General features: G+C 61.2%; 18 protein-coding genes. 5 read left to right on the top strand and 13 right to left on the bottom strand.

Annotated features, from left to right (window positions below; all coding sequences use genetic code 11):
- The 5 genes from Q5Q88_RS08590 to Q5Q88_RS08570 all read right to left on the bottom strand — a co-directional run.
- Nucleotides 1-568, bottom strand: a 568-nt coding sequence (locus Q5Q88_RS08590; protein WP_302742985.1) for a 1-phosphofructokinase family hexose kinase, incomplete at its 3' end; no start/stop codon positions are given.
- Nucleotides 569-676: 108 nt separating this feature from the next.
- Nucleotides 677-1,561, bottom strand: coding sequence for an aldose 1-epimerase family protein (locus Q5Q88_RS08585; protein ID WP_302742983.1), 885 nt, complete (start codon nucleotides 1,559-1,561; stop codon nucleotides 677-679).
- A 285-nt stretch (nucleotides 1,562-1,846) separates the two neighbouring features.
- The gene (gene lacB / locus Q5Q88_RS08580; RefSeq protein ID WP_118271987.1) at nucleotides 1,847-2,374 is read right to left on the bottom strand and encodes a galactose-6-phosphate isomerase subunit LacB; all 528 of its coding nucleotides are present in this window, start codon (nucleotides 2,372-2,374) and stop codon (nucleotides 1,847-1,849) included.
- A 12-nt stretch (nucleotides 2,375-2,386) separates the two neighbouring features.
- On the bottom strand, nucleotides 2,387-2,815 hold the full coding sequence (gene lacA, locus Q5Q88_RS08575; RefSeq protein WP_118652579.1) for a galactose-6-phosphate isomerase subunit LacA: 429 nt from the start codon (nucleotides 2,813-2,815) through the stop codon (nucleotides 2,387-2,389).
- Between the two features lie 79 nt (nucleotides 2,816-2,894).
- Nucleotides 2,895-3,659 carry a DeoR/GlpR family DNA-binding transcription regulator gene (locus Q5Q88_RS08570; RefSeq protein WP_233546011.1) on the bottom strand — a complete coding sequence of 255 codons (765 nt, stop codon included), beginning with the start codon at nucleotides 3,657-3,659 and terminating at the stop codon, nucleotides 2,895-2,897.
- A gap of 267 nt (nucleotides 3,660-3,926) precedes the next feature.
- On the opposite strand from Q5Q88_RS08570, the gene Q5Q88_RS08565 reads away from it, so the two are divergent.
- Nucleotides 3,927-4,265, top strand: a complete 339-nt coding sequence (locus tag Q5Q88_RS08565) for a PTS lactose/cellobiose transporter subunit IIA (RefSeq protein ID WP_118652577.1) — start codon at nucleotides 3,927-3,929, stop codon at nucleotides 4,263-4,265.
- 177 nt (nucleotides 4,266-4,442) lie between these two features.
- On the opposite strand, the gene Q5Q88_RS08560 is transcribed toward Q5Q88_RS08565, so the two are convergent.
- Nucleotides 4,443-5,456 carry a LacI family DNA-binding transcriptional regulator gene (locus Q5Q88_RS08560; RefSeq protein WP_118652575.1) on the bottom strand — a complete coding sequence of 338 codons (1,014 nt, stop codon included), beginning with the start codon at nucleotides 5,454-5,456 and terminating at the stop codon, nucleotides 4,443-4,445.
- 341 nt (nucleotides 5,457-5,797) lie between these two features.
- Here Q5Q88_RS08560 and Q5Q88_RS08555 point away from each other — a divergent pair, with 341 nt between their 5' ends.
- Both Q5Q88_RS08555 and lacG (Q5Q88_RS08550) read left to right on the top strand, forming a co-directional pair.
- Entirely contained in the window at nucleotides 5,798-7,555 is a 1,758-nt protein-coding gene (locus Q5Q88_RS08555; RefSeq protein ID WP_302742975.1) for a lactose/cellobiose PTS transporter subunit IIB, read from the top strand.
- Nucleotides 7,556-7,647: 92 nt separating this feature from the next.
- Entirely contained in the window at nucleotides 7,648-9,057 is a 1,410-nt protein-coding gene (lacG, locus tag Q5Q88_RS08550) for a 6-phospho-beta-galactosidase (RefSeq protein WP_118652571.1), read from the top strand.
- A 381-nt stretch (nucleotides 9,058-9,438) separates the two neighbouring features.
- On the opposite strand, the gene Q5Q88_RS08545 is transcribed toward lacG (Q5Q88_RS08550), so the two are convergent.
- Nucleotides 9,439-10,485, bottom strand: a complete 1,047-nt coding sequence (locus tag Q5Q88_RS08545) for a LacI family DNA-binding transcriptional regulator (protein WP_118652569.1) — start codon at nucleotides 10,483-10,485, stop codon at nucleotides 9,439-9,441.
- A 388-nt stretch (nucleotides 10,486-10,873) separates the two neighbouring features.
- On the opposite strand from Q5Q88_RS08545, the gene Q5Q88_RS08540 reads away from it, so the two are divergent.
- Together Q5Q88_RS08540 and lacG (Q5Q88_RS08535) are read left to right on the top strand one after the other, a co-directional pair.
- On the top strand, nucleotides 10,874-12,751 hold the full coding sequence (locus Q5Q88_RS08540; protein ID WP_302742972.1) for a lactose/cellobiose PTS transporter subunit IIB: 1,878 nt from the start codon (nucleotides 10,874-10,876) through the stop codon (nucleotides 12,749-12,751).
- Between the two features lie 129 nt (nucleotides 12,752-12,880).
- The gene (gene lacG / locus Q5Q88_RS08535; RefSeq protein ID WP_118652565.1) at nucleotides 12,881-14,311 is read left to right on the top strand and encodes a 6-phospho-beta-galactosidase; all 1,431 of its coding nucleotides are present in this window, start codon (nucleotides 12,881-12,883) and stop codon (nucleotides 14,309-14,311) included.
- A 214-nt stretch (nucleotides 14,312-14,525) separates the two neighbouring features.
- Here the strand turns inward: lacG (Q5Q88_RS08535) and Q5Q88_RS08530 are convergent, their stop codons facing one another.
- The 6 genes from Q5Q88_RS08530 to Q5Q88_RS08505 form a co-directional block, all read right to left on the bottom strand.
- On the bottom strand, nucleotides 14,526-15,308 hold the full coding sequence (locus tag Q5Q88_RS08530) for a sulfite exporter TauE/SafE family protein (protein ID WP_118652563.1): 783 nt from the start codon (nucleotides 15,306-15,308) through the stop codon (nucleotides 14,526-14,528).
- 24 nt (nucleotides 15,309-15,332) lie between these two features.
- Nucleotides 15,333-15,941 carry a hypothetical protein gene (locus tag Q5Q88_RS08525; RefSeq protein ID WP_118652561.1) on the bottom strand — a complete coding sequence of 203 codons (609 nt, stop codon included), beginning with the start codon at nucleotides 15,939-15,941 and terminating at the stop codon, nucleotides 15,333-15,335.
- Nucleotides 15,942-15,956: 15 nt separating this feature from the next.
- The gene (locus Q5Q88_RS08520; RefSeq protein WP_302742969.1) at nucleotides 15,957-17,426 is read right to left on the bottom strand and encodes an arylsulfatase; all 1,470 of its coding nucleotides are present in this window, start codon (nucleotides 17,424-17,426) and stop codon (nucleotides 15,957-15,959) included.
- Nucleotides 17,427-17,495: 69 nt separating this feature from the next.
- Entirely contained in the window at nucleotides 17,496-18,194 is a 699-nt protein-coding gene (locus Q5Q88_RS08515) for an SPASM domain-containing protein (RefSeq protein WP_302742967.1), read from the bottom strand.
- 345 nt (nucleotides 18,195-18,539) lie between these two features.
- On the bottom strand, nucleotides 18,540-20,036 hold the full coding sequence (locus tag Q5Q88_RS08510) for a sulfatase-like hydrolase/transferase (RefSeq protein WP_302742965.1): 1,497 nt from the start codon (nucleotides 20,034-20,036) through the stop codon (nucleotides 18,540-18,542).
- 153 nt (nucleotides 20,037-20,189) lie between these two features.
- On the bottom strand, nucleotides 20,190-20,585 hold the full coding sequence (locus Q5Q88_RS08505) for a PTS system mannose/fructose/sorbose family transporter subunit IID (RefSeq protein WP_302742987.1): 396 nt from the start codon (nucleotides 20,583-20,585) through the stop codon (nucleotides 20,190-20,192).
- Between the last annotated feature and the right edge of the window lie 67 nt (nucleotides 20,586-20,652).

The raw sequence follows: 20,652 nt of genomic DNA, 5'->3' as shown, positions 1-20,652 counted from the left end.
CGTTGATCTCGGTGAGGTTGGGCTTGACGAGCGTGGGCTTGACCTCGGCCTCGAGGGCGGCGTCGAGAGAGGCGCCGGAGGTGTCGAGCAGCACCGGAACGCCGTGCTCGGCGGCCTGGGCGACCATGCCGGCGTAGAAGTCCGCGGGGACGCCCTTGGGCAGGGAGCCGGAGATGGTCACGCAGTCGGCCTTGGCGACGAGCTCGGCGAACTTGGCGGAGAAGGCAGCGAGCTCCTCAGGCGAGATCTCGGGGCCGCTCTCGAGCAGCTCGGTCTGATTGCCCTCATGCAGGATGTTCAGGCAGATGCGGGTCTCGCCGGCGATGGGCGTGAAGTCGTGCTTGATGCCGTCGGCATCCATGAGGGAGCCCATGTAGGCGCCCATGTGGCCACCGAGCAGGCCGGTCGCCACGACGTCATCGCCGAGCTGGCACAGGACGCGGCTCACGTTCAGGCCCTTGCCGCCCGCGGTCTTCTTGGGGGAGACGCGGTTGACGTCGTCGATGACCAGCTTGTCGAGCTGATACGCGGTGTCGATTGCGGGGTTCATGGTTACGGTCAGAATCATGTTCACTCCTTTTCTCGGGGCCAACCCACAGGCCCCGGTTCTACACAGTGCCTCCGGCACGCCGCGAGGCCCAGTCGCGCCTCGCCGCCCGTCGGATGAAGCCGATCGCTAGAGGATCTCGATCGAGAAGGCGCGCTTGACGGTTTCGCCCGGCTTGGCGGTCAGGCAGCCGCGCTTGTCCTCGAACACATCGTCCTCGTCGGAGCAGGTGGACAGGCCGCCCCACGGCTCGATGGCGACGAAATCGCCCTCGGGCTTGCTCCAGATGATGAGGTAGGGGAAGTCCGGAAAAGACACACGAAGGCCCTTCTCCTCCCCCTTCTTCACAAGGTCGACCGTACGGCTGTTGAGGACGTCGAAGATCGTCTCAGCGAAGTCAAAGAGCTCGTGGGTGAGCGGCAGTGTGCGGCCGATCATCGGGTTGGCGCTCCTGTTCTCCACGTCGATGAGGCCGGTGGACGGGACGGCGGTGCACAGGGTCGCGGCCTCGTCGGCATCGAAACGCAGCTCGTAGTCGGAGTAGCCCTCGCCCTCATCGAGCGGGCAGGCGAACCCGGGGTGGCCGCCGATAAAGAACGGCATGTCCTCGTCGCCCTCGTTGGTGACCTCGTAGCTCACCTGCAGCTTTGCGCCGTCGAGCGCATAGCGGGCGACCAACGCGAACGGGAACGGGAACTGCTCGAGCAGCTCGGGGTGCTCGGCGCTCGAGAGCTTGAACGCGATCTGGCCCTCGCCCTGCTCGGCGAGCTCCCACTCCTGCTTGCGGGCAAAACCGTGACGGCCCAGCTTGACCTGCTTGCCCGAGCGGGTCTGGGCAGCGTCATCGCGCAGACCGCCGCAGATGGGGAAGCACACGGGAGCCTGCCCGCTCCACACCGCGGGATCGCCCTGCCACAGATACTCACGCCCCTGCGAGAGCAGGGAGGTGAAGGAGCCGCCGGCGGTGGTGAAGCCCACGCGCAGGGTGCCGTTGTCCAATACGAAGTCGGCCATGGCCCTCTCCTCTCCGCACGATACAGCGTGCGAAAACAAAGAAATACGTGCAATTGTATGCAGCTCGATTGTACCGCGCCGACGACCCCGCCCGCCTTCGCCTTCGACGCCGAATGCGGGCGAGCAGCGGGGCAAAGCAAACCAAAGCAAAGCCCGCGCCCCCTGACGGGACGCGGGCGCAATCGCTCGCTTCGCGAAAGACGGGGCTCGGCCCCAAGGGTCCGGATCGAGATGGACGCACCCCCATCACGGACGCGATATGGTCGCGGCTATATCGCGCGCAGGCTAGTCGTGGTACTCGCCGCGGTCCCACTTCTCGATGAACTCGTCGAAGAAGTGCGGGTCGGCCTGGGCCTCGGCGTCGGCCTTGTTCACGGCATCGATCTTGGCCACGAGGGCGTCGCGCTCGGGGGTCGGCTCGTACTCGGCCTCGAGGAACGCGAGCATGATGTCGGCCATGAGGAACTCGCCGGTGATCTTGCCGCCGAAGCCGACCACGTTGGCGTTGAGCTCGCGGCGGGCGTAGAGGGCGCTCGTCATGTCGCGGACCAGGGCGCAGCGCGCGCCGGGCACCTTGTTGACGGAGTTGGTGATGCCGATGCCGGTGCCGCAGAGGACCACGCCGAGGTCGGCCCTGCCGGAGGCCACGGCCTCGCCCACGGCCTTGCCGTAGATCGGGTAGTGGGTGCGGGTGTGGCTGTAGGTGCCGCAGTCGAGGACCTCGTAGCCGGCCTCCTCCAGGCGGTCGTGCAGGTACGTCTTCTCGTCGGTGACGATGTGGTCGCAGCCGAGTGCGATGATCTTCTTGGTCATGATTCGTTCCCCCTAGGCCATCTTGTTGAGCATGTCGACGCGCACCTGGTGACGACCGGCGGCGTAATCGGCCTTGAGGAACTCGCGGGCGATCTTCTTGGCGACCTCGGAGCCCACCACGGCGGAGCCCAGGCAGACGATGCGGGAGTTGTTGTGCTCGCGGGTCATGTAGGCGCTGCGCTCGTCGGAGATGTTGGCGGCGACCATGCCCTTGACGCGGGTCGCGGCCATGTAGCTGCCCACGCCGTACGCGTCGAAGCAGAGGCCCTGCGAGCCCTCGTTCTCCATCAGGTCGGCGGCGACGGCGGTGGCGGAATCGACAAAGTCCGCGGCGGGCTCGACGGAAAGGTCGACCACCTCGTGGCCGTCCTCGAGCAGCGTCTCCTTGATGAGCTCCTTGAGCGGCATGCCTGCCGCGTCAGAACCGATGACAACTCTCATGCTGTCCTCCTTTACGTGCGCGCACCCGATATGCGCGCTTGGTTACCTTGCCCAGACACCGACGCCGTCCACAAAGAAGCTAGCAGATCATCTTGGTGAATTCCTCGACCTGCCGGCGCTTCTCGTCCGCAATCGAACCTTCGCAGATGAGCGCGTCGATGTTTGAAAGCCTGTAGAACGTGTAGAAGTCCCGCTGGCCGATCTTGCTTGAATCCGCCACAAGATACCTGGTATCTGCCTGGTCGAACGCGAGCTGTTGGAAGCGCCCCTCGTCCATATTGGAGGTGGAGACCGCGTCAAAGCAGATGCCGTTGGCGCCTATAAAGGCGACGTCTATGCCCAGAGTCGAGATGGCGTCCTCCGCCACGGGACCCACAAACGCGGTGGTGCGCCTGCGGTACGTTCCGCCGATGAAGCAGAGCTCATAGGCCTCGTTGGGTTCCAGCAGGGTGAAGATGGACTGCGAGTTGGTGATGATGCGCAGGTGACACGAGGGCAACAGCGGAACCATCTGCTCGATGGTGGTTCCCGTGCCCAGGAAGATAGTCGAATCCTCCTCGACCAAGCCCGCTGCCGTACGCGCTATATCGATCTTCTCGCTCGCATGGCGGGCGCGTTTCTCGATATGGCTGTACTCGTGGCGGATCATCGAGCGGCGCTGCGAAGACGCGCTACGGGCTCCCCCGTGGACGCGAATCACCTCGCCGGCGCCCGCCAGTTCCTCCAAATCGCGGCGAACAGTCATGTCCGACACACCAAGGGCGTCCACGATCTCCTTGACGGAAACGGTGCCCTGGCTCTCGATAAGGCGCATGAGCCTATCCTGTCGTTCAGCTTTGATCACCACGTCCTCCTTTCACAGTTTCCAACATAATCAAACATCTTTCAACATGCAAGAACTTTTCTAAAGATGCATTCAATATAAATTGAACACCATTGTTTTCCTACTGTTTTACCGTTTGTCGATCTTTTTCTACCGTTTACGGTGTTTTATTACGAGAATATCTGTTTGCTTTTGTTGAAATGTTATTGTGCCGCTAGCCCGGATATTCCAGTCCACTGTGTGCGTGTCAGATCATTTGGGCACGTGCTCATTCCCTATGGAGGAACCATGGCAACTAAAGAAGAAATCTCGATGATTGGTTTTGAGATCGTCGCATATGCCGGAGATGCCCAGACCGACCTTATCGCCGCTTGCGAAAAGGCAGGCAAGGGCGACATCGAAGGTGCGCGCGCCCTTCACGAGTCCGCAAAGCAGGCGCTGATCGACGCCCATGACGTCCAGACCAAGCTTCTTTCCCAGGAGGCAGGCGGCGGCGAAATGGACGTGACCTTCATCATGGTACACGCGCAGGACACGCTGATGACCACCATGCTACTTGAGAAGCAGACCAAGTTCACCATCGACGCGTACGAGCGCATCGGCCAGCTGGAGGCAAAGCTCGCCTAAAGAGCCGCCTAAAGAGGCCCTACAAGAACCATCCGCGACAGCTTGTTCCCCCGGGTGCGGCATTCCCCCTCTTGCCGTACCCTTTCTACGTTCACCTGCCGCATAAAAAGACGGAGCCAAAAAGCGCGCTCGCGCCCGGCTCCGTCTTGCTATCTAGATAGAGGCAAAAGGCCCGCGCTACCTAAGGTCGCGGACCGACCCCCGCTCAACCAGGTGCCCCGGGAACAGCTTGTGGTTGCATCCGTCCGCCATGCGCTCCGGAATCACCAGCTTGCCAATTGCCCACTCAGCGATTGCCGAGTTGTCAAAGTGAAGCGACGTCAATTGGCAGTTGGGGACAAAGGCGGACGAGATATCATCCGCGCCAATCATGCTCACGTCCCCCGGAACCGAAAGGCCCGCATCGGACAGCGCGCACATGCAGCCATAAGCCATCGCATCATCGGATGCAAACACAGCAGTGCAGGCACCGCTGCGCACCTTATCGGCCAACAACGTTCCCGCCGCATATCCGCTTTCTGGGCTCCAATCACCCGCGATAACCTGCGGCGGCTCAATCCCGTGATCAAGCATGGCAGACCGCCAGCCACTCTCGCGCGCGACGCCTGCGAGCGATCTCGAAGGGCCGCTGATGTGCCAAATCTTTGTGTGACCGTGCTCAACCAGGTAATCCACCACCGCGCGGGCGCTCGCCTCCTGGTCGGAATCAACGGTAGGGCACGCAGGGTGATCATGCATAGAAATGATCACTTCGGGAAGGCCCGCCCGGGGCACAAACGTGTCAAAGTCCTCCGGCGTGCGGTTGAGCACGTATATCATGCCGTCGATCGACAGGCTCGACATGCGGTCCGCCGCCTGCCCCAGGCTCAAGGGCTCCTCGCGATCCATCTTTAGCAGCGCTATGGTGTAACCCTGCGCCGCAGCGGCGTCAACAAACATCTCAAGGCGATCGCGATTGCCCGTCTCGGAGATATTGCCCATGGCGATACCCAGGGCCATGTAGCGACCACGCCGCAGCGCTCGCCCTGCATTGCTTGGACGATACCCCAGCTCGGCAATCGCCCGCCTTACCTTCTCCTTTGTAGCGGGGCGCACCGCAGGAGAATCATGCACGGTGCGTGAAACGGTCTGTTCAGACACACCCGCAAGACGTGCGACGTCCTTTATCGATGCGGGCTTTCCATCAGCCATTACTTCCACCTTCCCCTTAACATGCACACCTTTTGAACATACTGGATAATCCGCTCACCGTATAAAAAGAACCGCTCAGCCTAAAAAGAAACCAGCATTCCAATTCAAAATGTTAACGTCATCATTGTAATGTTGACGTCGCCATTTTGGATTACAGGCTCCTTGCAGCCACCGCGGCAAAACATGTTGATTGTCGGTGGGCACGCATAAGAGGAATCATTACCGGGCTTTTTTCCTCTTATCGTAAACAGCGATCAATTGCCAAGCCGCAACGCAACAGCTCCTGTAACCCTGGCACAGAACAGAGCACTGGTTTAGCGTCCTCCTGAAAGGAGAGGGAAATGGAACAACTCATTGCGACCATTGAGAAGGGCAAGCCGTTTTTTAACGCCATTGCCCGCAACAAGTACCTCAAGGCGATTCGTGATGGCTTCATCTCGGTTATCCCCATCATCATTTTCTCCAGCATCTTCATCCTGGTAGATGCCGTACCCAACGTCTGGGGCTTCTACTGGCCTGCAGAGATCGACGCCATCCTCATGAAGGCCTATAACTACTCCATGGGCATCCTGGCACTCGGCGCCGCCGCCACCACGGCCAAGCACTTCTGCGACGCGCAGAACCGCGACATGCCCAAGAACAACCAGATCAACTTCCTCTCGGTCATGATCGCCTCCGTCATCGGCTTCCTGCTCCTTTCCAGCGACGCCATCAACGTAGAGGTTGATTCCACCTCTTACTCCGGCTTCGCCAACGGCTTCCTTGGATCAAAGGGCCTGCTTACCGCCTTTATCTCGGCATTTGTGGTAGGCATTGTCTACAAGTTCTTCGTGTCTCGCAACATCACCATCAAGCTGCCCGACCAGGTTCCGCCCAACATCTCCCAGACGTTCAAGGACCTCATCCCCTTCTCCGTCTCCATTTCCATCTTCTGGCTCTTCGACCTTATCTTCCGCAGCGCGTTTGGCTTCTGCTTCGCCCAGGGCGTCATCCAGGTCTTCCAGCCCCTGTTCTCCGCAGCCGATAGCTACGTAGGCCTCGCCATCATCTACGGCGCCATGAGCCTGTTCTGGTTCGTCGGCGTTCACGGCCCGTCCATCGTCGAGCCCGCCATCTCCGCTGCCCTTGTCGCCAACATGTCCGCCAACCTCACTGCTTACCAGGCAGGCGAGCAGGCAACCCACGTACTCTCCCTTTCTTCCCAGTACTTCGTCGTCTGCCTTGGCGGCACCGGCGCTACCCTGGTCATCTGCTTCATGTTCGCCTTCCTCGCCAAGTCCAAAGAGATGAAGGCGATTGGACGCGCCTCCATGATCCCCACGCTCTTCAACGTCAACGAGCCGTTCCTGTTCGGCGCCCCCATGGTCTTGAACCCCATCTTCTTTGTCCCCTTTGTCTTCGCCCCCATCTGCAACATCTGGGCTCTTAAGATCTTTGTCGACCTCATCGGCATGGACGGATTCCTCTACACGCTTCCCTGGACGGTCCCCGGCCCCGTCGGCATCATCATGGGCCTTGGCTTCCAGCCCCTCGCGTTCGTGTTCCTCGCCGCTGTGCTCGCCATCGACTTCTTGGTCTACTATCCCTTCTTCAAGGTCTATGATCGCGAGAAGTGCGAGGAAGAGGCCACCATGCTCGAGGAAGAACTCGCTGCAAAGGCAGCCGCCAAGGGCGACGCCATGACCGCAGCCTTCCAGGGCAAGATCAACGCTTCTTCTGTTGCGGACGATGACTCCAAGACTCAGGCCGCAGCCGCAGATTCCAACGACCTTGCAAAGCTCAACGGTCGCCGCGTGCTGGTGCTTTGCCAGGGCGGCGGTACCTCCGGCCTGCTGGCAAACGCCCTTGCCAAGGCAGCAAAAGAGCACGGTATCGACCTTGAAACCGGTGCGGACGCCTACGGCAACCACGTCGATATGATGAAGGACTTCGACCTGGTTATCCTCGCCCCGCAAGCAGCCTCCTACTTTGACGACCTCAAGGCAGACTGCGACCGCATGGGCCTTGCCTGCTGCGTCACCCGTGGCAAGCAGTACATCGACCTCACCCGCGACGGAGAAGCCTCCCTGCGCTTTGTGGCCGAACAGCTCAACCTGTAATCAAACCATCGCGCAAGCGTATCGCCCGGCCGTCGTCCCCACAATCGACGGCCGGGCACTTCCCTACATCAAGCAAGAAAAAGGATCACATCATGAGCTCCAATCAGTTCCCCGCCAACTTTGTATTCGGAGGCGCCACGGCAGCCTATCAGGTCGAGGGCGAAACCCAAACGCACGGCAAAGGAAAGGTCGCTTGGGACGACTTCCTCAAGGAGCAAGGCCGCTTCTCCCCCGACCCCGCAAGCGACTTCTACAACCAGTACCCGCGCGACCTTGAGCTTTGCGAGCGCTTTGGCATGAACGGCATCCGCCTCTCCATCGCCTGGAGCCGCATCTTCCCCACCGGAACCGGCGAGGTCAATCCCGAGGGCGTCCAGTACTACCATGACCTCTTCAAGTGCTGCCGAGCGCACGGCGTCGAGCCCTACGTCACGCTCCACCACTTCGACACGCCCCTCACCCTGTTCGAAAAGGGCGATTTCCTCAACCGCGAAACCATCGATGCATTTGTTGACTACGCCACGTTCTGCTTTAAGGAGTTCGCGGACGACGTCACCTACTGGTTCACGTTCAACGAGATCTGGGCGGACGCCACCAACACCTACATCGAGGGCACTTTCCCCGGCGGCGAAAAGGCCAACCTGGCCAAATGCTTCCAGTGCGAGCACAACATGATGCTCGCCCACGCCCGTGCCGTCCTCGCGTTCAAGCGCGGCGGGTTCTCTGGCAAGATCGGCGTTATCCAGTCGCTTGAGTACAAGTATCCTTTGGACGAGAATTCCGCCGCAGACATCAACGCTGCTAAAAACGAGGACGTGCTGCAAAACCAGTTCCTTCTCGACGCCACCTTTAGGGGCGACTACGCCGCGGATACGCTCGAGGTTGCCAGCCGCCTTGCCGCAGTTTCCGGCGGCAGCATCGAGATTCGCGAGGATGATCTTGCCGTCATGCGCGAGGCTGCAGCACTCAACGATTATCTGGGCGTCAACTACTACCAAAGCCGCTTCCTGCGCGCCTACGAAGGCGAAAACGATCTTCACCACAACGGCACGGGCGAAAAGGGAACGGACCGCTTCCGCTTGGCGGGCGTGGGCGAGCGCGTAAACAAGCCCGGCATTCCCACCACGGATTGGGACTGGATCATCTATCCGGAGGGCCTCTTTGACCTCTTGGTCCGCATTCGCCTGCAGTACCCCAACTACAAGGAGATCTTTATCACCGAGAACGGCATGGGCTATAAAGACCCCTTTGTCGATGGTTTTGTGGACGATGCACCCCGTATCGATTACGTTGAGAAGCATCTCGCTGCGGTACTGCGCGCCATCGAGGCGGGCGTCAACGTAGGCGGCTACTTTATGTGGAGCCTGCAGGACCAGTTCAGCTGGACCAACGGCTACAACAAGCGCTATGGATTCTTCTACGTTGATTACGAGACCCAGGAGCGCACGCCCAAGGCCAGCGCTTACTGGTTCAAGCGCGTCGCGCAGACCCGCTGCCTGTAGGTCCGTCTGTCACCACGCCGCGGCAGCTGCCGTACCCGCCGCCGCGGACGCCGTCACCATAGTTGCCACAGCTGCCTCACCAACCGCCGCGCCAAGCACAAGCCCTGTTCCAGCCATCTGGAACAGGGCTTTTTCTCAACCTTTTTGCCGCTCCCCATTCAGCGGCCCTCCGGCTCCGGCTCTCAATTTCACGAGACGGGCTTTTGAACGCTTTTTTCCGCCTCAGCCTTCAAAAAAACGTTCAAAATCCCGTCTCGTCATTCTCCTACTATTTCGATGCGTTGATCCAAGCCGAAAAAGCCGCCTCGGACGTCGCCAACGCAGTAAGACGTAGCGAAACGTAGCAAAACGCCGCACAACGCCACACAGCACCGCAAATACCTAGCGAGCGTCCGACACGGTGCTGCGCTCGACCAGCTCGCCCGGCAGACGCACCGCCTCGACCTTAGATTCTCTCGATAGCTGGGAGAAGAAGTAGTCGAACGTCTTTCGGCCACGCTCGCGCATGTCGAAGCGCACCGTGGTCAGGTCATTGTGGGGCACCATGCCCTGCATGGAATCGTCCACGCCTATAACACTCACGTCTTCCGGCACACGCCTGCCATGGGCGCGCAGCGCCATGATGGCACCCATGGCCATTTGATCGTTGGCAACGTAGAGCGCCGTCATCTCAGCGTCTTGGACGAGCTTTTCGCCAAGCTCGTAACCGCTGTCCGCAGTCCAATCCCCGTGTAAGGGCTCAACGACTTCGAGCCCCGCGCGCTCCAGCGAGTCTCGCCAACCGCGCGTCCTGAAATCCGCCGTGATCGAGTCTTTGGGGCCGGCCAGGTGCCTGATCTGCGTATGGCCGCGCGAGCGAAGATGGTCGACCACAAGCTGCGAGCACCCGTATTGATCGGAGTCGATAGTGGTGCAGCGCGGGTGCTCCTTCATGGAGATGATGATGGTGGGCAGGCCGTTGAGCGGCTCGAACTCGTCAAAATCCTCGATAGTCCTGTTGGTGTTGAACACCATGCCGTCCACGGGGAGCTCCGCCAGGCGACGCACGGTGTCCCGCAGGCGCACGGACTCGCTCTCATCAAACTCGATCAAGGTGACGGCGTAACCGTACTCGCGGGCGGCGGACATAAGCCCCTCCAGCGTAGCTACGTTACCCGTATGGGTGATATCGAACATGCACAGGCCGATGCAGCCGTACTTGCCGCCGCGCAGCGACCTGCCGGCAAAGCTGGGGTAGAAGCCAAGCTGGTCCATGGCATCCATAACGCGCCTTCGGGTCTCCTCGACCACGCACGCCTGCCCGTTGACCACGCGCGACACCGTCTGTCGGGAGACGCCGGCAAGCTTGGCGACGTCCGCCATGGACACCGCCCTGCCAGGCTTGTGGACTGAGGAACCTGCCGCCGTCATCTTGTTATCCCGTTCCATCCAACGGCTCCCCTCGCACTGCGCATGCTCTCAGATTGATGCTCGAATTGCTGTTCAAACTGCTGTTCTGGTAAATGTAGCATCAACTGAGCGTAAGCTGAAGAGCACGTGCGCATTGAACGAAGGCTATCGCCTTTTCCGCGCACCTCTGCCTGCATCTATCCCACCGCTTGCCGCCGATAATCGACCGCTCGCATCCCTCTACCCCCAACGCCCCTTGCACTGCCATCAACTCATGTTAACGTGCTCATTGTAGAAATGAGCACGTGCTCATAACGAGTATCATCCGGGCACAACATACTCGTAAGCAGCGCAAGCTCGCCCTAGCAGCCATCTCTACTAGCACGTTTAGTGGCTGCAAAAGCAAACCCATGCAAACGGAGGGTCCATGGAAAAGCTCATAGCGCTCATCGAGAAAGGCAAACCTTTCTTCAACGCCATCGCGCGCAACAAGTACCTCAAGGCAATCCGCGACGGCTTCATCTCCGTCATGCCCATCATCATCGTCTCCAGCATCTTTCTTTTGGTCAGCGCCGTCCCCAATGTCTGGGGCTTCTACTGGCCGGCAGAGATCAACGATGTTCTCATGAAGGCCTACAACTACTCCATGGGCATCGTCGGCATCTGCGCAGCGGCCACCACGGCCAAGCACTTCTGCGATGCGCAGAATCGCGACCTGCCCAAGAACAACCAGATCAACTTCATCTCGGTCATGATTGCATCGCTCATCGGTTTTCTGCTGCTCTCCAGCGACGCCATCAGCTTCACGGATAACGGCGTCTCCATCTCCGGCCTCGCCAACGGCTACATGGGATCCAAGGGCCTGCTAACCGCCTTTATCTGTGCGTTCGCCACCGGCATCATCTACAAGTTCTTTATCAAGCGCAACATCACCATCAAGATGCCCGAACAGGTGCCGCCCAATATCTCCCAGACCTTCAAGGACATCATCCCCTTTGGCGTCTGCCTGGTCTTCTTCTGGGGCTTTGACTTTGCATTCCGCAACGTCTTTGGCTTCTGCTTCGCCCAAGGCGTTATCCAGGTGTTCCAGCCGCTCTTCTCCGCGGCAGACGGCTATGTTGGCCTCGCCATCATCTACGGCGCCATGTCGCTCTTCTGGTTTGTAGGCGTCCACGGCCCCTCCATCATCGAGCCCGCAATCTCTGCCGCCCTCATCTCCAACCTTGAGCTCAACATGGCCATGTACCAGGCCGGTGAGCACGCAACCGCCGTCCTCACCAAACCGCTTCAGGATTTCGTCGTCGCCATGGGCGGCACCGGCGCCACACTGGTGATCTGCTTCATGTTCGCCTTCCTCGCAAAGTCCAAAGAGATGCGCGCCGTGGGCCGTGCCTCAGCCGTGCCGGTTTGCTTTGGCGTCAACGAGCCGTTCCTCTTCGGCGCTCCCATGGTCTTGAACCCCATCTTCTTCATCCCCTTCATCTTCGCGCCCATCGCCAATATCTGGATCACCAAATTCTTCATCGACGTCTTGGGTATGAACGGCTTCATGTTCAGCCTTCCCTGGACCACCCCCGCGCCCTTGGGCATCGCCATGGGTCTGGGACTTCAGCCCCTTGCGTTCCTGCTCATCCCCGCCCTGCTGATTGTTGATTTCCTCATTTATTTCCCCTTCTTCAAGGTATACGACCGCGAGAAGTGCGCCGAAGAAGCCGAGGCCGATCAGGCTGAGGTCGCGCAGCGCGCCGCCCAGAAGCAGGCTGCCATGAACGCCGCATTCCAGGGCAAGGCGGATACGGCAAGCGTCGCCACCGGCGCCGTCGCCCAGGCCGCCGCGAGCATGGCAGCGGAGAAGAAGCGCACCGCCGGCCAGTCTATGGATGAAGAATCTGCGGGTAGCACCACCCCCGCTGCATCTGATGATGACGCAGCCGCCAGCGCCTCGTCCAGCACCACCGACGCGTCGGGCAACCCCTATGCAGCGCTCAACGGCCGTCGTGTCCTTGTCCTGTGCCAGGGAGGCGGAACCTCCGGCCTGCTCGCCAACGCGTTGGCCAAGGCCGCCCGCGAGCACGGCATCGATCTCGAGACCGCAGCGGACGCCTACGGCAGCCATCTGGACATCATGCCGGACTTCGACCTGGTTATCTTGGCACCCCAAGCGGCGTCCTATTTCGACGACCTCAAGGCCGACGGCGAGCGTATGGGCGTCGCCTGCTGCGTCACCCGCGGCAAGCAGTACATCGACCTCACCCGCGACGGCGAGGCATCGCTGGCATTCGTAGCCCAGCAACTGGGAATCTAGATTCCTGCGCATGCAGTAGCGCGCTCGAATAGAGCCCCCATTTCCGCGGTCCGGGAGCAACACGCCCTGCCGTCTTCTCCCGAACCGCCCCCAACCCCTTTCAGCCCTTCAAACAAGATTGGATTCGCCATGAGCCCCGTCTTTTCCGCCGATACCTCCCAGCGCTTTCCCGACAACTTTGTTTTTGGTGGCGCTACCGCCGCCTACCAGGTAGAAGGCGCTTGCCAATCCCATGGCAAGGGCAAAGTCGCATGGGACGACTACCTCGCTCAGCAAGGCCGCTTTTCACCCGAGCCCGCCTGCGACTTCTATAACCGTTACGATAGCGACCTCGAGCTGTGCGAGCGCTTTGGGATGAACGGCATCCGCGTGTCGATCGCCTGGAGCCGCATCTTTCCCGATGGCGGCGTGGGTGAGCCCAACCCCGAGGGCGTCGCCTTCTACCACAACCTTTTCGCCAGCTGCCGCGCCCACGGAGTCGAGCCATACGTGACCCTGCACCACTTCGACTCCCCCGCCGCGATCTACGCCAATGGCGACTTCCTCAACCGCGATGCCATCGACGCCTTTGAGGCGTATGCCCGCTTCTGCTTTGACGAATACCCCGAGGTGACCCGCTGGTTCACGTTCAACGAGATCGCGGCGGCCACGCTCAACCGCTACGTCGAGGGAACCTGGCCGCAGGGCAAGAAGGGCTGCCTGCACGAGTGCCTGCAGGCCCAGCACAACATGATGCTCGCCCACGCCCGAGCCGTCTTGGCTTACAAGCAGGGCGGCTATCCCGGAACGATCGGCGTCATCCACGCACTGGAATACAAGTATCCCTATGACCCCGCCTGCCCCGGCGACATCCAGGCAGCTAAAAACGACGACGTTTTGCAAAACCGCCTGCTGCTCGACGCCACCTTCCGCGGCGACTATGCGCCCGATACGCTCCAGATTATCGAGCACCTCTGCCAGGCGAGCAACGGTTCAGTCGAGTTTTTGGACGATGACCTCTCGATTATGCGCCGCGCCGCGCAGCTCAACGACTGCCTGGGCATCAACTATTACCAAAGCCGTTTTCTCAAGGCGTTCGACGGTGAGACCGACCTTCATCACAACGGTACAGGCGACAAGGGCACCGGCCGCTGGCGCGTGGCGGGCGTGGGCGAGCGCGCCGTACGCCCCGGCGTTCCCACCACGGACTGGGATTGGATTATCTATCCCAAGGGCCTGTTCGACCTTATGATGGATATTTCACTGCGCTACCCTAATTACAAGCAGCTGTTTATCACCGAAAACGGCATGGGTCGCAAGGACCAGCTTGTCGATGGCACCGTGGACGATTCCGAGCGCATCGCATACGTCGAAGACCACCTGCGCTGGATCCTCAAAGCCATCGAATGCGGTGTCGACGTTGGCGGCTACTTTATGTGGAGCCTGCAGGACCAGTTCAGCTGGACCAACGGCTATAACAAGCGCTACGGCTTCTTCTACGTTGACTTTGAAACCCAGCAGCGCACGCCCAAGGCCAGCGCGTACTGGTTCAAACGCGTCGCTCAGAACCACTGCCTATAGGCATCGAATCACCTGTTAGCGCCGCATATCATTAAACGCATGCGCCCCCTGTCGGCATCGCCGCCGCAGGGGGCGCATTGGTTTCCGCCGATATCCATCGGCGCAGACGCTCGTCCTTCATATCAATGATGCACAGTAATGTACAAATATGCGCACATGAAAAGCATGTGCGCACAAATCTGCTCAGCTATTTGATTGTCAGTGGGGCCCGAGATCAACCGCAATATCGCACCACGTTGAAACCGCTGATCAAAATGATGGCAACCATGAGGCCGCAGAACAATTTGTCCACCGCGGCATCGTCGATGTGCTTGTTCATGGCGCGACCCGCGATGCCGCCGAGGATGCCGCAGGCGGCCATGCCCGCGAGCAATGCGACGTCGAGGTTGGACACACCGCCCGCAATCGCCGCGATCGTGCTGGCGGCCTGCGAGAACAAGATGATGTACAGCGAGCTTTGGGCCGCGCGTTTGGTGCTCATGGTGAAGAAGTAAAACAGGACCACGAGGTTGATGGGCCCTCCGCCGATACCCAGGAAGGAGGAGGAGATGCCCAGCACCAGGCCGATGGCCATGCAGGGAATGACTCCGGTGACATTGCGGGTGGCGATCTTTTCCTTGTTCAAGGTGTACAGCAGCGTCCCCGCCGTGACGAGCATGAGCGTTCCCGCCTGCACGGCGCCGGCGATGTTCGCGTCGCCGAAGAACGATGCGACCGCGGAGAACATCTGACGCCCCGCCAAACCGCCCGCAGCCGCGCCGACGGCAAGCGGGGTGTCGATCTTCGGATCGATCTTGGAGTCCCCCGAGACCTTCGATTTGATCACCGAGTAGCACGTCATCGACAGCACGGTGCATCCGGATAGGAAGTTGATGGTCGCGACGTCCGCGGCGCCGACGGCATCCATGGCAGGCTTGATGATGATGCCGCCGCCGATGCCGCAAATGGCGCCGATGGTGGAGGCGAAGAACGCAATGGCAAATACGATCGCTAGCATACGGGCTTTTCGAACCCTTCCCTGTTACTTGGAGACGGCCGCGTCGAGCGAGCGCTCCGCACGCTCGCGATACGAAGCGGAGCGGTCCTTATCTCCCTTGTTGTCGTACTGTATCGCGAGCATCTGGCACAACAGCGCTTCCTCGACTCCGCTCGCGTCGGACAGGGCGCTCTCCATCTCATTGATGTAGGCGTGGGAACCCTTGAGGAAGATGTCGTAGGTGCGGCGGTTCGCCTTGGCCATGGACTCGTCCCCATTGGCCTCGAGGTACTCCAGCACCTCGCGCGCGTGGAGTTCGTCTTCGATCTCCACGTAGAAGGTGAAGGCCTTGACCGCGAGCGCGATCCTCTGCTCATCGTTCATCTTGAGCGACCCCATCTCGCGGATGACGGCGGCCGTCTTTTCGGCGTCGTCCATGGCGAGCAGCGCGTTCAAGCGCATGAACAGGACGTTGTACTTGGGATACAAAACGTTGGTGAGAGGACGGTCGAGGACCTTCAGGTAATTCTCCAGATCGCCCTCGCGCAGATAGGCCTCGAGTTTGGCGAAGGTGGCGCGCTTCTGCACCTCCATGTAGATGGTAAACGCGAGCGCAACCACCATGACCACGATGCCGACCGTCTTCATATCCATGTTCTTGCCTTTCTGCTAGCGACGAGGGTGTTCGAGATTGACGGCGGGCTTGCACCCGACCCTCAACTCACCGTCCTTAACATACCCCTCTTCGCGGCCGGAGAGCTCCTCGATCAAAAGCGCGCGGAGCTCGGCGATGCGCTCGGCGCACTCCGGACGGTCGATGAGGTTCACGCACTCGCGCGGATCGGCATCCAAGTCGAAGTACTGCTCCACGCCCGTCTGGGTGAACCAGATGTACTTGTCGTGCGGGGTCACGATCCACTGGTTGGATTGCTCATGGCTGCCGCTGTGCTCGCCGTGCAGGCAAGCACGGTCGAGCGGTGCGGTCCCGGTGAGCTCCCCCAGAAGCGATGAGCCCTCGACGCCCTCGGGCACGGACAGCCCGCACGCCTCGAGAATCGTGGGCATGAGGTCCATGAGCTCGACAGCGCTCTCGCTCACGCCGCAGACGCGCTCGCCGGGCGCCAGCTCGACGTTTTTGCCCACATGGACGATGAAGGGGATGCGCGTGGAGCCCTCATAGGGTAAAACCTTGCGGAACAGGCTGTGGTCGAACAGCATCTCGCCATGATCGGAGCAGAACACGACCACGGTGTCGTGGTAGGTCTCATCGTTCTCCAACGCGGTGATGAGGCGGCCGATCTGGTGGTCCATATGCGTGATGCAGGCGTAATAGCCCGCCATGGCCTCGCGACGCAGTTCGGCGTCGCGACAGCCATGCACGCTGTCCAAAATCATGCCGTCGCGCTCGGTAGCGCCCGCGTCGTCCCAGTCGCCGACGGCGGGGGCCCGCAACTCCATATCGCGATACAGGTCGAAGTAGATCTGCGGCGCGTCGAAGGGCGGATGGGGCCGCACGAAGCTCGTCATGAGAAAGAACGGGCGCGTGCGATCGCGCGTCTCGAGGAAGCGGATGGACTCGTCGACCACCCAGTTGGTGGGATGCAGGCGCTCCTCGTATGCCCACGGGTGCGTGATCCACGAGTTGTTCTCCACGCCGGTTCCGTTCACGTCGGCGAATTCACCCAGCTCGTCCTTGAGGAAGCGCATGTAGTCGTCGGAGACGTTCTGGTGCATCCAGTAGGGCAGGTTCGCCTTACGGCAGTGCCCGATGTAGCCGTCGTGCAGGCGCATGTACTCGAAGCCGCAGCCGAGGCGCGGCGGATGCACGTGCATCTTGCCGACCACGGCCGTCTGATAGCCGCCGTCGCGCATCTCCTGCGCGAGCATATGATCGTATTCCCACGCGACACCGTCCTTGTATCCCACGCGGCCCGTGCCGGCGGGCGTCCTACCCGTGAAGAGGGAGGCGCGGGCGGGAATACAACTCGGGCACGCCGAGTAGGCGTTCTCAAACAGCATGCCGTCGGCGGCGAGCGTATCGAGGTAGGGCGTCTTCACATCCGGGTGCCCGTCTATACCCAGGCAATCGCCCCTCATCTGATCGCACATGATGAGGAGCACATTGGGTCGATTGGCCATGGAAACCTCCAAGCTCATGAGAATAGAGACGGATCGGCGGAGGCCGGGACGCACGTCCGAAGACGGACGCTAACGCCGGGCGAACATGCGCGCCACGCGCTGAAGGCCGGGATAGGCGTACTCAAGGAACTCACGCAGGCCGCAGTACCCCTCGTCGTAATACGCGATGTTCAAGCGCTTGCAGTTTCGATGGCACATGCCCTCGAAGGGGCAGTCCGCGCACTGCGAGCAGGCGCGACGGGGCTCTCGCAAAAACGCGTGCATCGCCTCGCAGGTCGCCATGGCCTCCAGGTCATCGTTGCGGATATCGCCCACGCGGTGCTCGTCCAAGGCGTAAAAGTCGCATGGGTACACCGAGCCGTCGCTCTCCACCACGAACTGCGGGGCGCAGCGGCCGAGCATCCCGCATTGCGAGGGAAACTGCCCGAGCGCCATCTGCATGATGTTCTCGAACAGCCAGATGCTCACGTAGTTTCCGGCCCCCAGCTCGCGCCACCACAGGTCGAACAGGCGACAATAGAAGGACGAGAACTCCCGCGGAGCGAGTGAGAACGCGTCATGTTCGTCGTCGAGGCCGGGCAGGCACGGAATAAACTGGATGTGCGTAATCCCCTCCCGCTTGATGAAGGAGAAGACGCGCTGGGGATGCGCCGCCATTTGCGAGGTGAGGACCGACAGGACGTTGACGTCCACGCCGGTCTCGCGCAACAGGCGCACACCGCCCATGACGCGAGCGTACGTGGCTGCACCATGGGCGTCGGGACACATCGAGTCATGCGGTCGCGATAGGCGTCGACCGAGACCCCGATGAGAAACCCGTGCTCGCGGAAGAACTCGGCCCATTCTCCATCGATCAGATAGCCGTTCGTCTGCAACGCCCAGCTCACCTGCTGACGATCGCGGCGCTCCTCGCGATGCGCGGCCACGTCGCAGTAAAAGCAATATCTGCAGCGCATGTTGCAGGCGCTCGACGCCGGTTTGATCAAGAAGCCGATATGCTTCGCGCACATGGCACACGCCCCCTTCGCACGGGATCGCCCTCGCTCCGAAGGCCGGACACCACCACCTTACCCGAGGGGGCGGCATCCGGCCCGCACAATCGACGCCGTCGCCTTAGCCGAGGCCCAGGCGCTCTTTCTGCTCGGCGGGGGCCTCATGCTCCTCCAGGCCGCGCAGCAGCAGGTCGATCATATGCTGCTCCGCCGCATCGCCCTTGCCGGCAAGGTTGTTGACCTGGCCGTAGTCGCTTTCGAGATCGAACAGCATGGTCTCGGATACCTCGGCAAGGGGCTCGGCGCCCTCGATCTGAGCCGGCTTCCTGCAGGGAATCTTGAACAGTGGGTACTTGGTGCGCTTGAAATAGCGACCGCACTCGATCTCCTCCGGGCAATCCGAACCCATCTTCTTGCGGATGGTGTGCGGAAGCGCGGCGTACTCGAAGCACGGCTGGTTGCCGGGCACCGGGGCGCGGAAGTAGGTGTAACGCCCGTCGGTGACGTTGACGGTCATGGCGTGCACGCCGTACAGGGCGTAGTCGCGCGTGGGCGCGTCGGGATCGGTCATGAGCGGGGCCAGGGAGACGCCGCGCACATCCGCCGGAATATTGCAGCCATGGGCATCGAGCACGGTGGGCATGATGTCGATGGCCTGCGTGAGCTGATGGGCGTGCTCGCCCGCGCGGGCGTTGCCCGGGAAATGCACGATGAACGGCAGGTGCGCGAGCTCGTTGTACAGGTGCATGTAGTTCTTGCCCATGTAGTCGCGCTCGCCCAGGAAGTAGCCGTGATCGGTGGTGACCATGACCATGGTGTCCTCGAGCATACCGCGCTCGGCGAGCTTGTCGATGAGCTTGCCGAACCAGTGGTCGGTCATGGTGACCAGGGCCTTGTAGCGGCGCTGCAGGTAATCCTCCGCCTCGGGGTTCACGTCGGTGGCGGAGACGCGCTTGTACTCAGGGATCTCGAAATAGTCGCGGTCGAGCCCGCCGATGCCGCCGTACATCTCCATGTACTTGTCCGGGACGTCGAAGGGCTCATGCGGATCGAAGGCCTCGACCATGAGGAAGAAGTCATCGGCCCCGGCGTTGCCGTCGATCCAGTCGCAGGCGGACTGGAAGGTCTTGGGACTCGGCATGTCCTCCTCGTTCGGCCACAGCTGACGGTTCTTCTGATACTGCTCGCGCACGCGCCCGTAGAAGGTCTCGGGCATGTTGCCCGGCTCGTCGATGCGGCTGACCCACGGGTCGCCCTCCTGGCCGCGGTAGTAGTCCCAGGTGTTGAACTCCTGCAGATAACCCTCGCCACCGGTGCGCAGGTAATGGCAGTGGTCGGTGGTGATGTGGCAGAAGTTGCCGTTCGCGCGCAGGCAGGCGGGCAGCGTCACATCGAAGGGCTCGATGGGACCCCAGGGACGCTCGAGGAAGTTGTAACGGCCGGTGAGGATGTCGCGGCGGGCGGGCATGCATGGCGCCGAGCCGATCCAGTGGTTGTCGAACACACAGGACTGGTCCGCGAAGGCATCGAGGTTGGGCGTCTGGACATCGGTCGTGGGGTTGTAGCACGACAGGACGTCTCGGCGCAGGGTATCCATGAGCACGAGAACGGTTCTCATTGGGATCCTTTCATTTGGAGGGCGGCACGCTATCGACGGCGGACCCGCTCGGCATCCGCCCCGTGGCGGGCATCGATCCCCGGCGGTCGAAAAGGCCCGCGCCCGGTATGCGGGTCGCGGGCCTCGAACGATCGGCCTTGGGCGGGCTCGCGATTAGGCGAAGATCTTGAACGCCGGGAAGTAGTAACCGATCGCGGCGAACACGAGGGCGAAGACGATCAGGCCGATGATGATCTGAGCGGAGTTCTTGCCCTGGCCCTTCTTGAGCAGGTGATAGCAGATGAAGGTCAGCAGGACGGGCAGCGCAAAGGGCAGGACCTTGTCGAGCTGATCCTGGAGCACCAGCGGGTCGCCCTCGCCGAAGGCGAACTGCACGGCGAGCTTGAGCTTGACGGTCGTGGCGACCAGGCCGCCGGTGACCATGACGCCCAGGACGTTGGCGAGGTTGCCGAGTCGGTCAAAGACCTGGACGCCGGCCTTCTCGACAAGCTCCATGCCCATCTCGTAACCCTTGTGCAGGCCGAAGTACTTCAGCGGCCAGTACAGCAGGTTGATGAGCAGGTGATGTGGCTATACTAAATTGGACAGTCGGATGAGAGTCTGAGGGCCCTTCGAG

It is taken from the genome of uncultured Collinsella sp. (assembly GCF_959026545.1).
In the GTDB taxonomy this organism is placed as follows: domain Bacteria; phylum Actinomycetota; class Coriobacteriia; order Coriobacteriales; family Coriobacteriaceae; genus Collinsella.
Note: the sequence above shows the minus strand (reverse complement) of the source record. Positions and strands in the feature narration are given on the sequence as shown.

Excerpts from the sequence above, each read along its gene's own strand:
- Q5Q88_RS08585 (WP_302742983.1), bottom strand. The coding sequence starts at position 1,561 with ATGGCCGACTTCGTATTGGACAACGGCACCCTGCGCGTGGGCTTCACC.
- lacB (WP_118271987.1), bottom strand. The coding sequence starts at position 2,374 with ATGACCAAGAAGATCATCGCACTCGGCTGCGACCACATCGTCACCGAC.
- lacA (WP_118652579.1), bottom strand. The coding sequence starts at position 2,815 with ATGAGAGTTGTCATCGGTTCTGACGCGGCAGGCATGCCGCTCAAGGAG.
- Q5Q88_RS08565 (WP_118652577.1), top strand. The coding sequence starts at position 3,927 with ATGGCAACTAAAGAAGAAATCTCGATGATTGGTTTTGAGATCGTCGCA.
- Q5Q88_RS08560 (WP_118652575.1), bottom strand. The coding sequence starts at position 5,456 with ATGGCTGATGGAAAGCCCGCATCGATAAAGGACGTCGCACGTCTTGCG.
- Q5Q88_RS08555 (WP_302742975.1), top strand. The coding sequence starts at position 5,798 with ATGGAACAACTCATTGCGACCATTGAGAAGGGCAAGCCGTTTTTTAAC.
- lacG (WP_118652571.1), top strand. The coding sequence starts at position 7,648 with ATGAGCTCCAATCAGTTCCCCGCCAACTTTGTATTCGGAGGCGCCACG.
- Q5Q88_RS08545 (WP_118652569.1), bottom strand. The coding sequence starts at position 10,485 with ATGGAACGGGATAACAAGATGACGGCGGCAGGTTCCTCAGTCCACAAG.
- Q5Q88_RS08540 (WP_302742972.1), top strand. The coding sequence starts at position 10,874 with ATGGAAAAGCTCATAGCGCTCATCGAGAAAGGCAAACCTTTCTTCAAC.
- lacG (WP_118652565.1), top strand. The coding sequence starts at position 12,881 with ATGAGCCCCGTCTTTTCCGCCGATACCTCCCAGCGCTTTCCCGACAAC.
- Q5Q88_RS08530 (WP_118652563.1), bottom strand. The coding sequence starts at position 15,308 with ATGCTAGCGATCGTATTTGCCATTGCGTTCTTCGCCTCCACCATCGGC.
- Q5Q88_RS08525 (WP_118652561.1), bottom strand. The coding sequence starts at position 15,941 with ATGGATATGAAGACGGTCGGCATCGTGGTCATGGTGGTTGCGCTCGCG.
- Q5Q88_RS08520 (WP_302742969.1), bottom strand. The coding sequence starts at position 17,426 with ATGGCCAATCGACCCAATGTGCTCCTCATCATGTGCGATCAGATGAGG.
- Q5Q88_RS08515 (WP_302742967.1), bottom strand. The coding sequence starts at position 18,194 with ATGTGTCCCGACGCCCATGGTGCAGCCACGTACGCTCGCGTCATGGGC.
- Q5Q88_RS08510 (WP_302742965.1), bottom strand. The coding sequence starts at position 20,036 with ATGAGAACCGTTCTCGTGCTCATGGATACCCTGCGCCGAGACGTCCTG.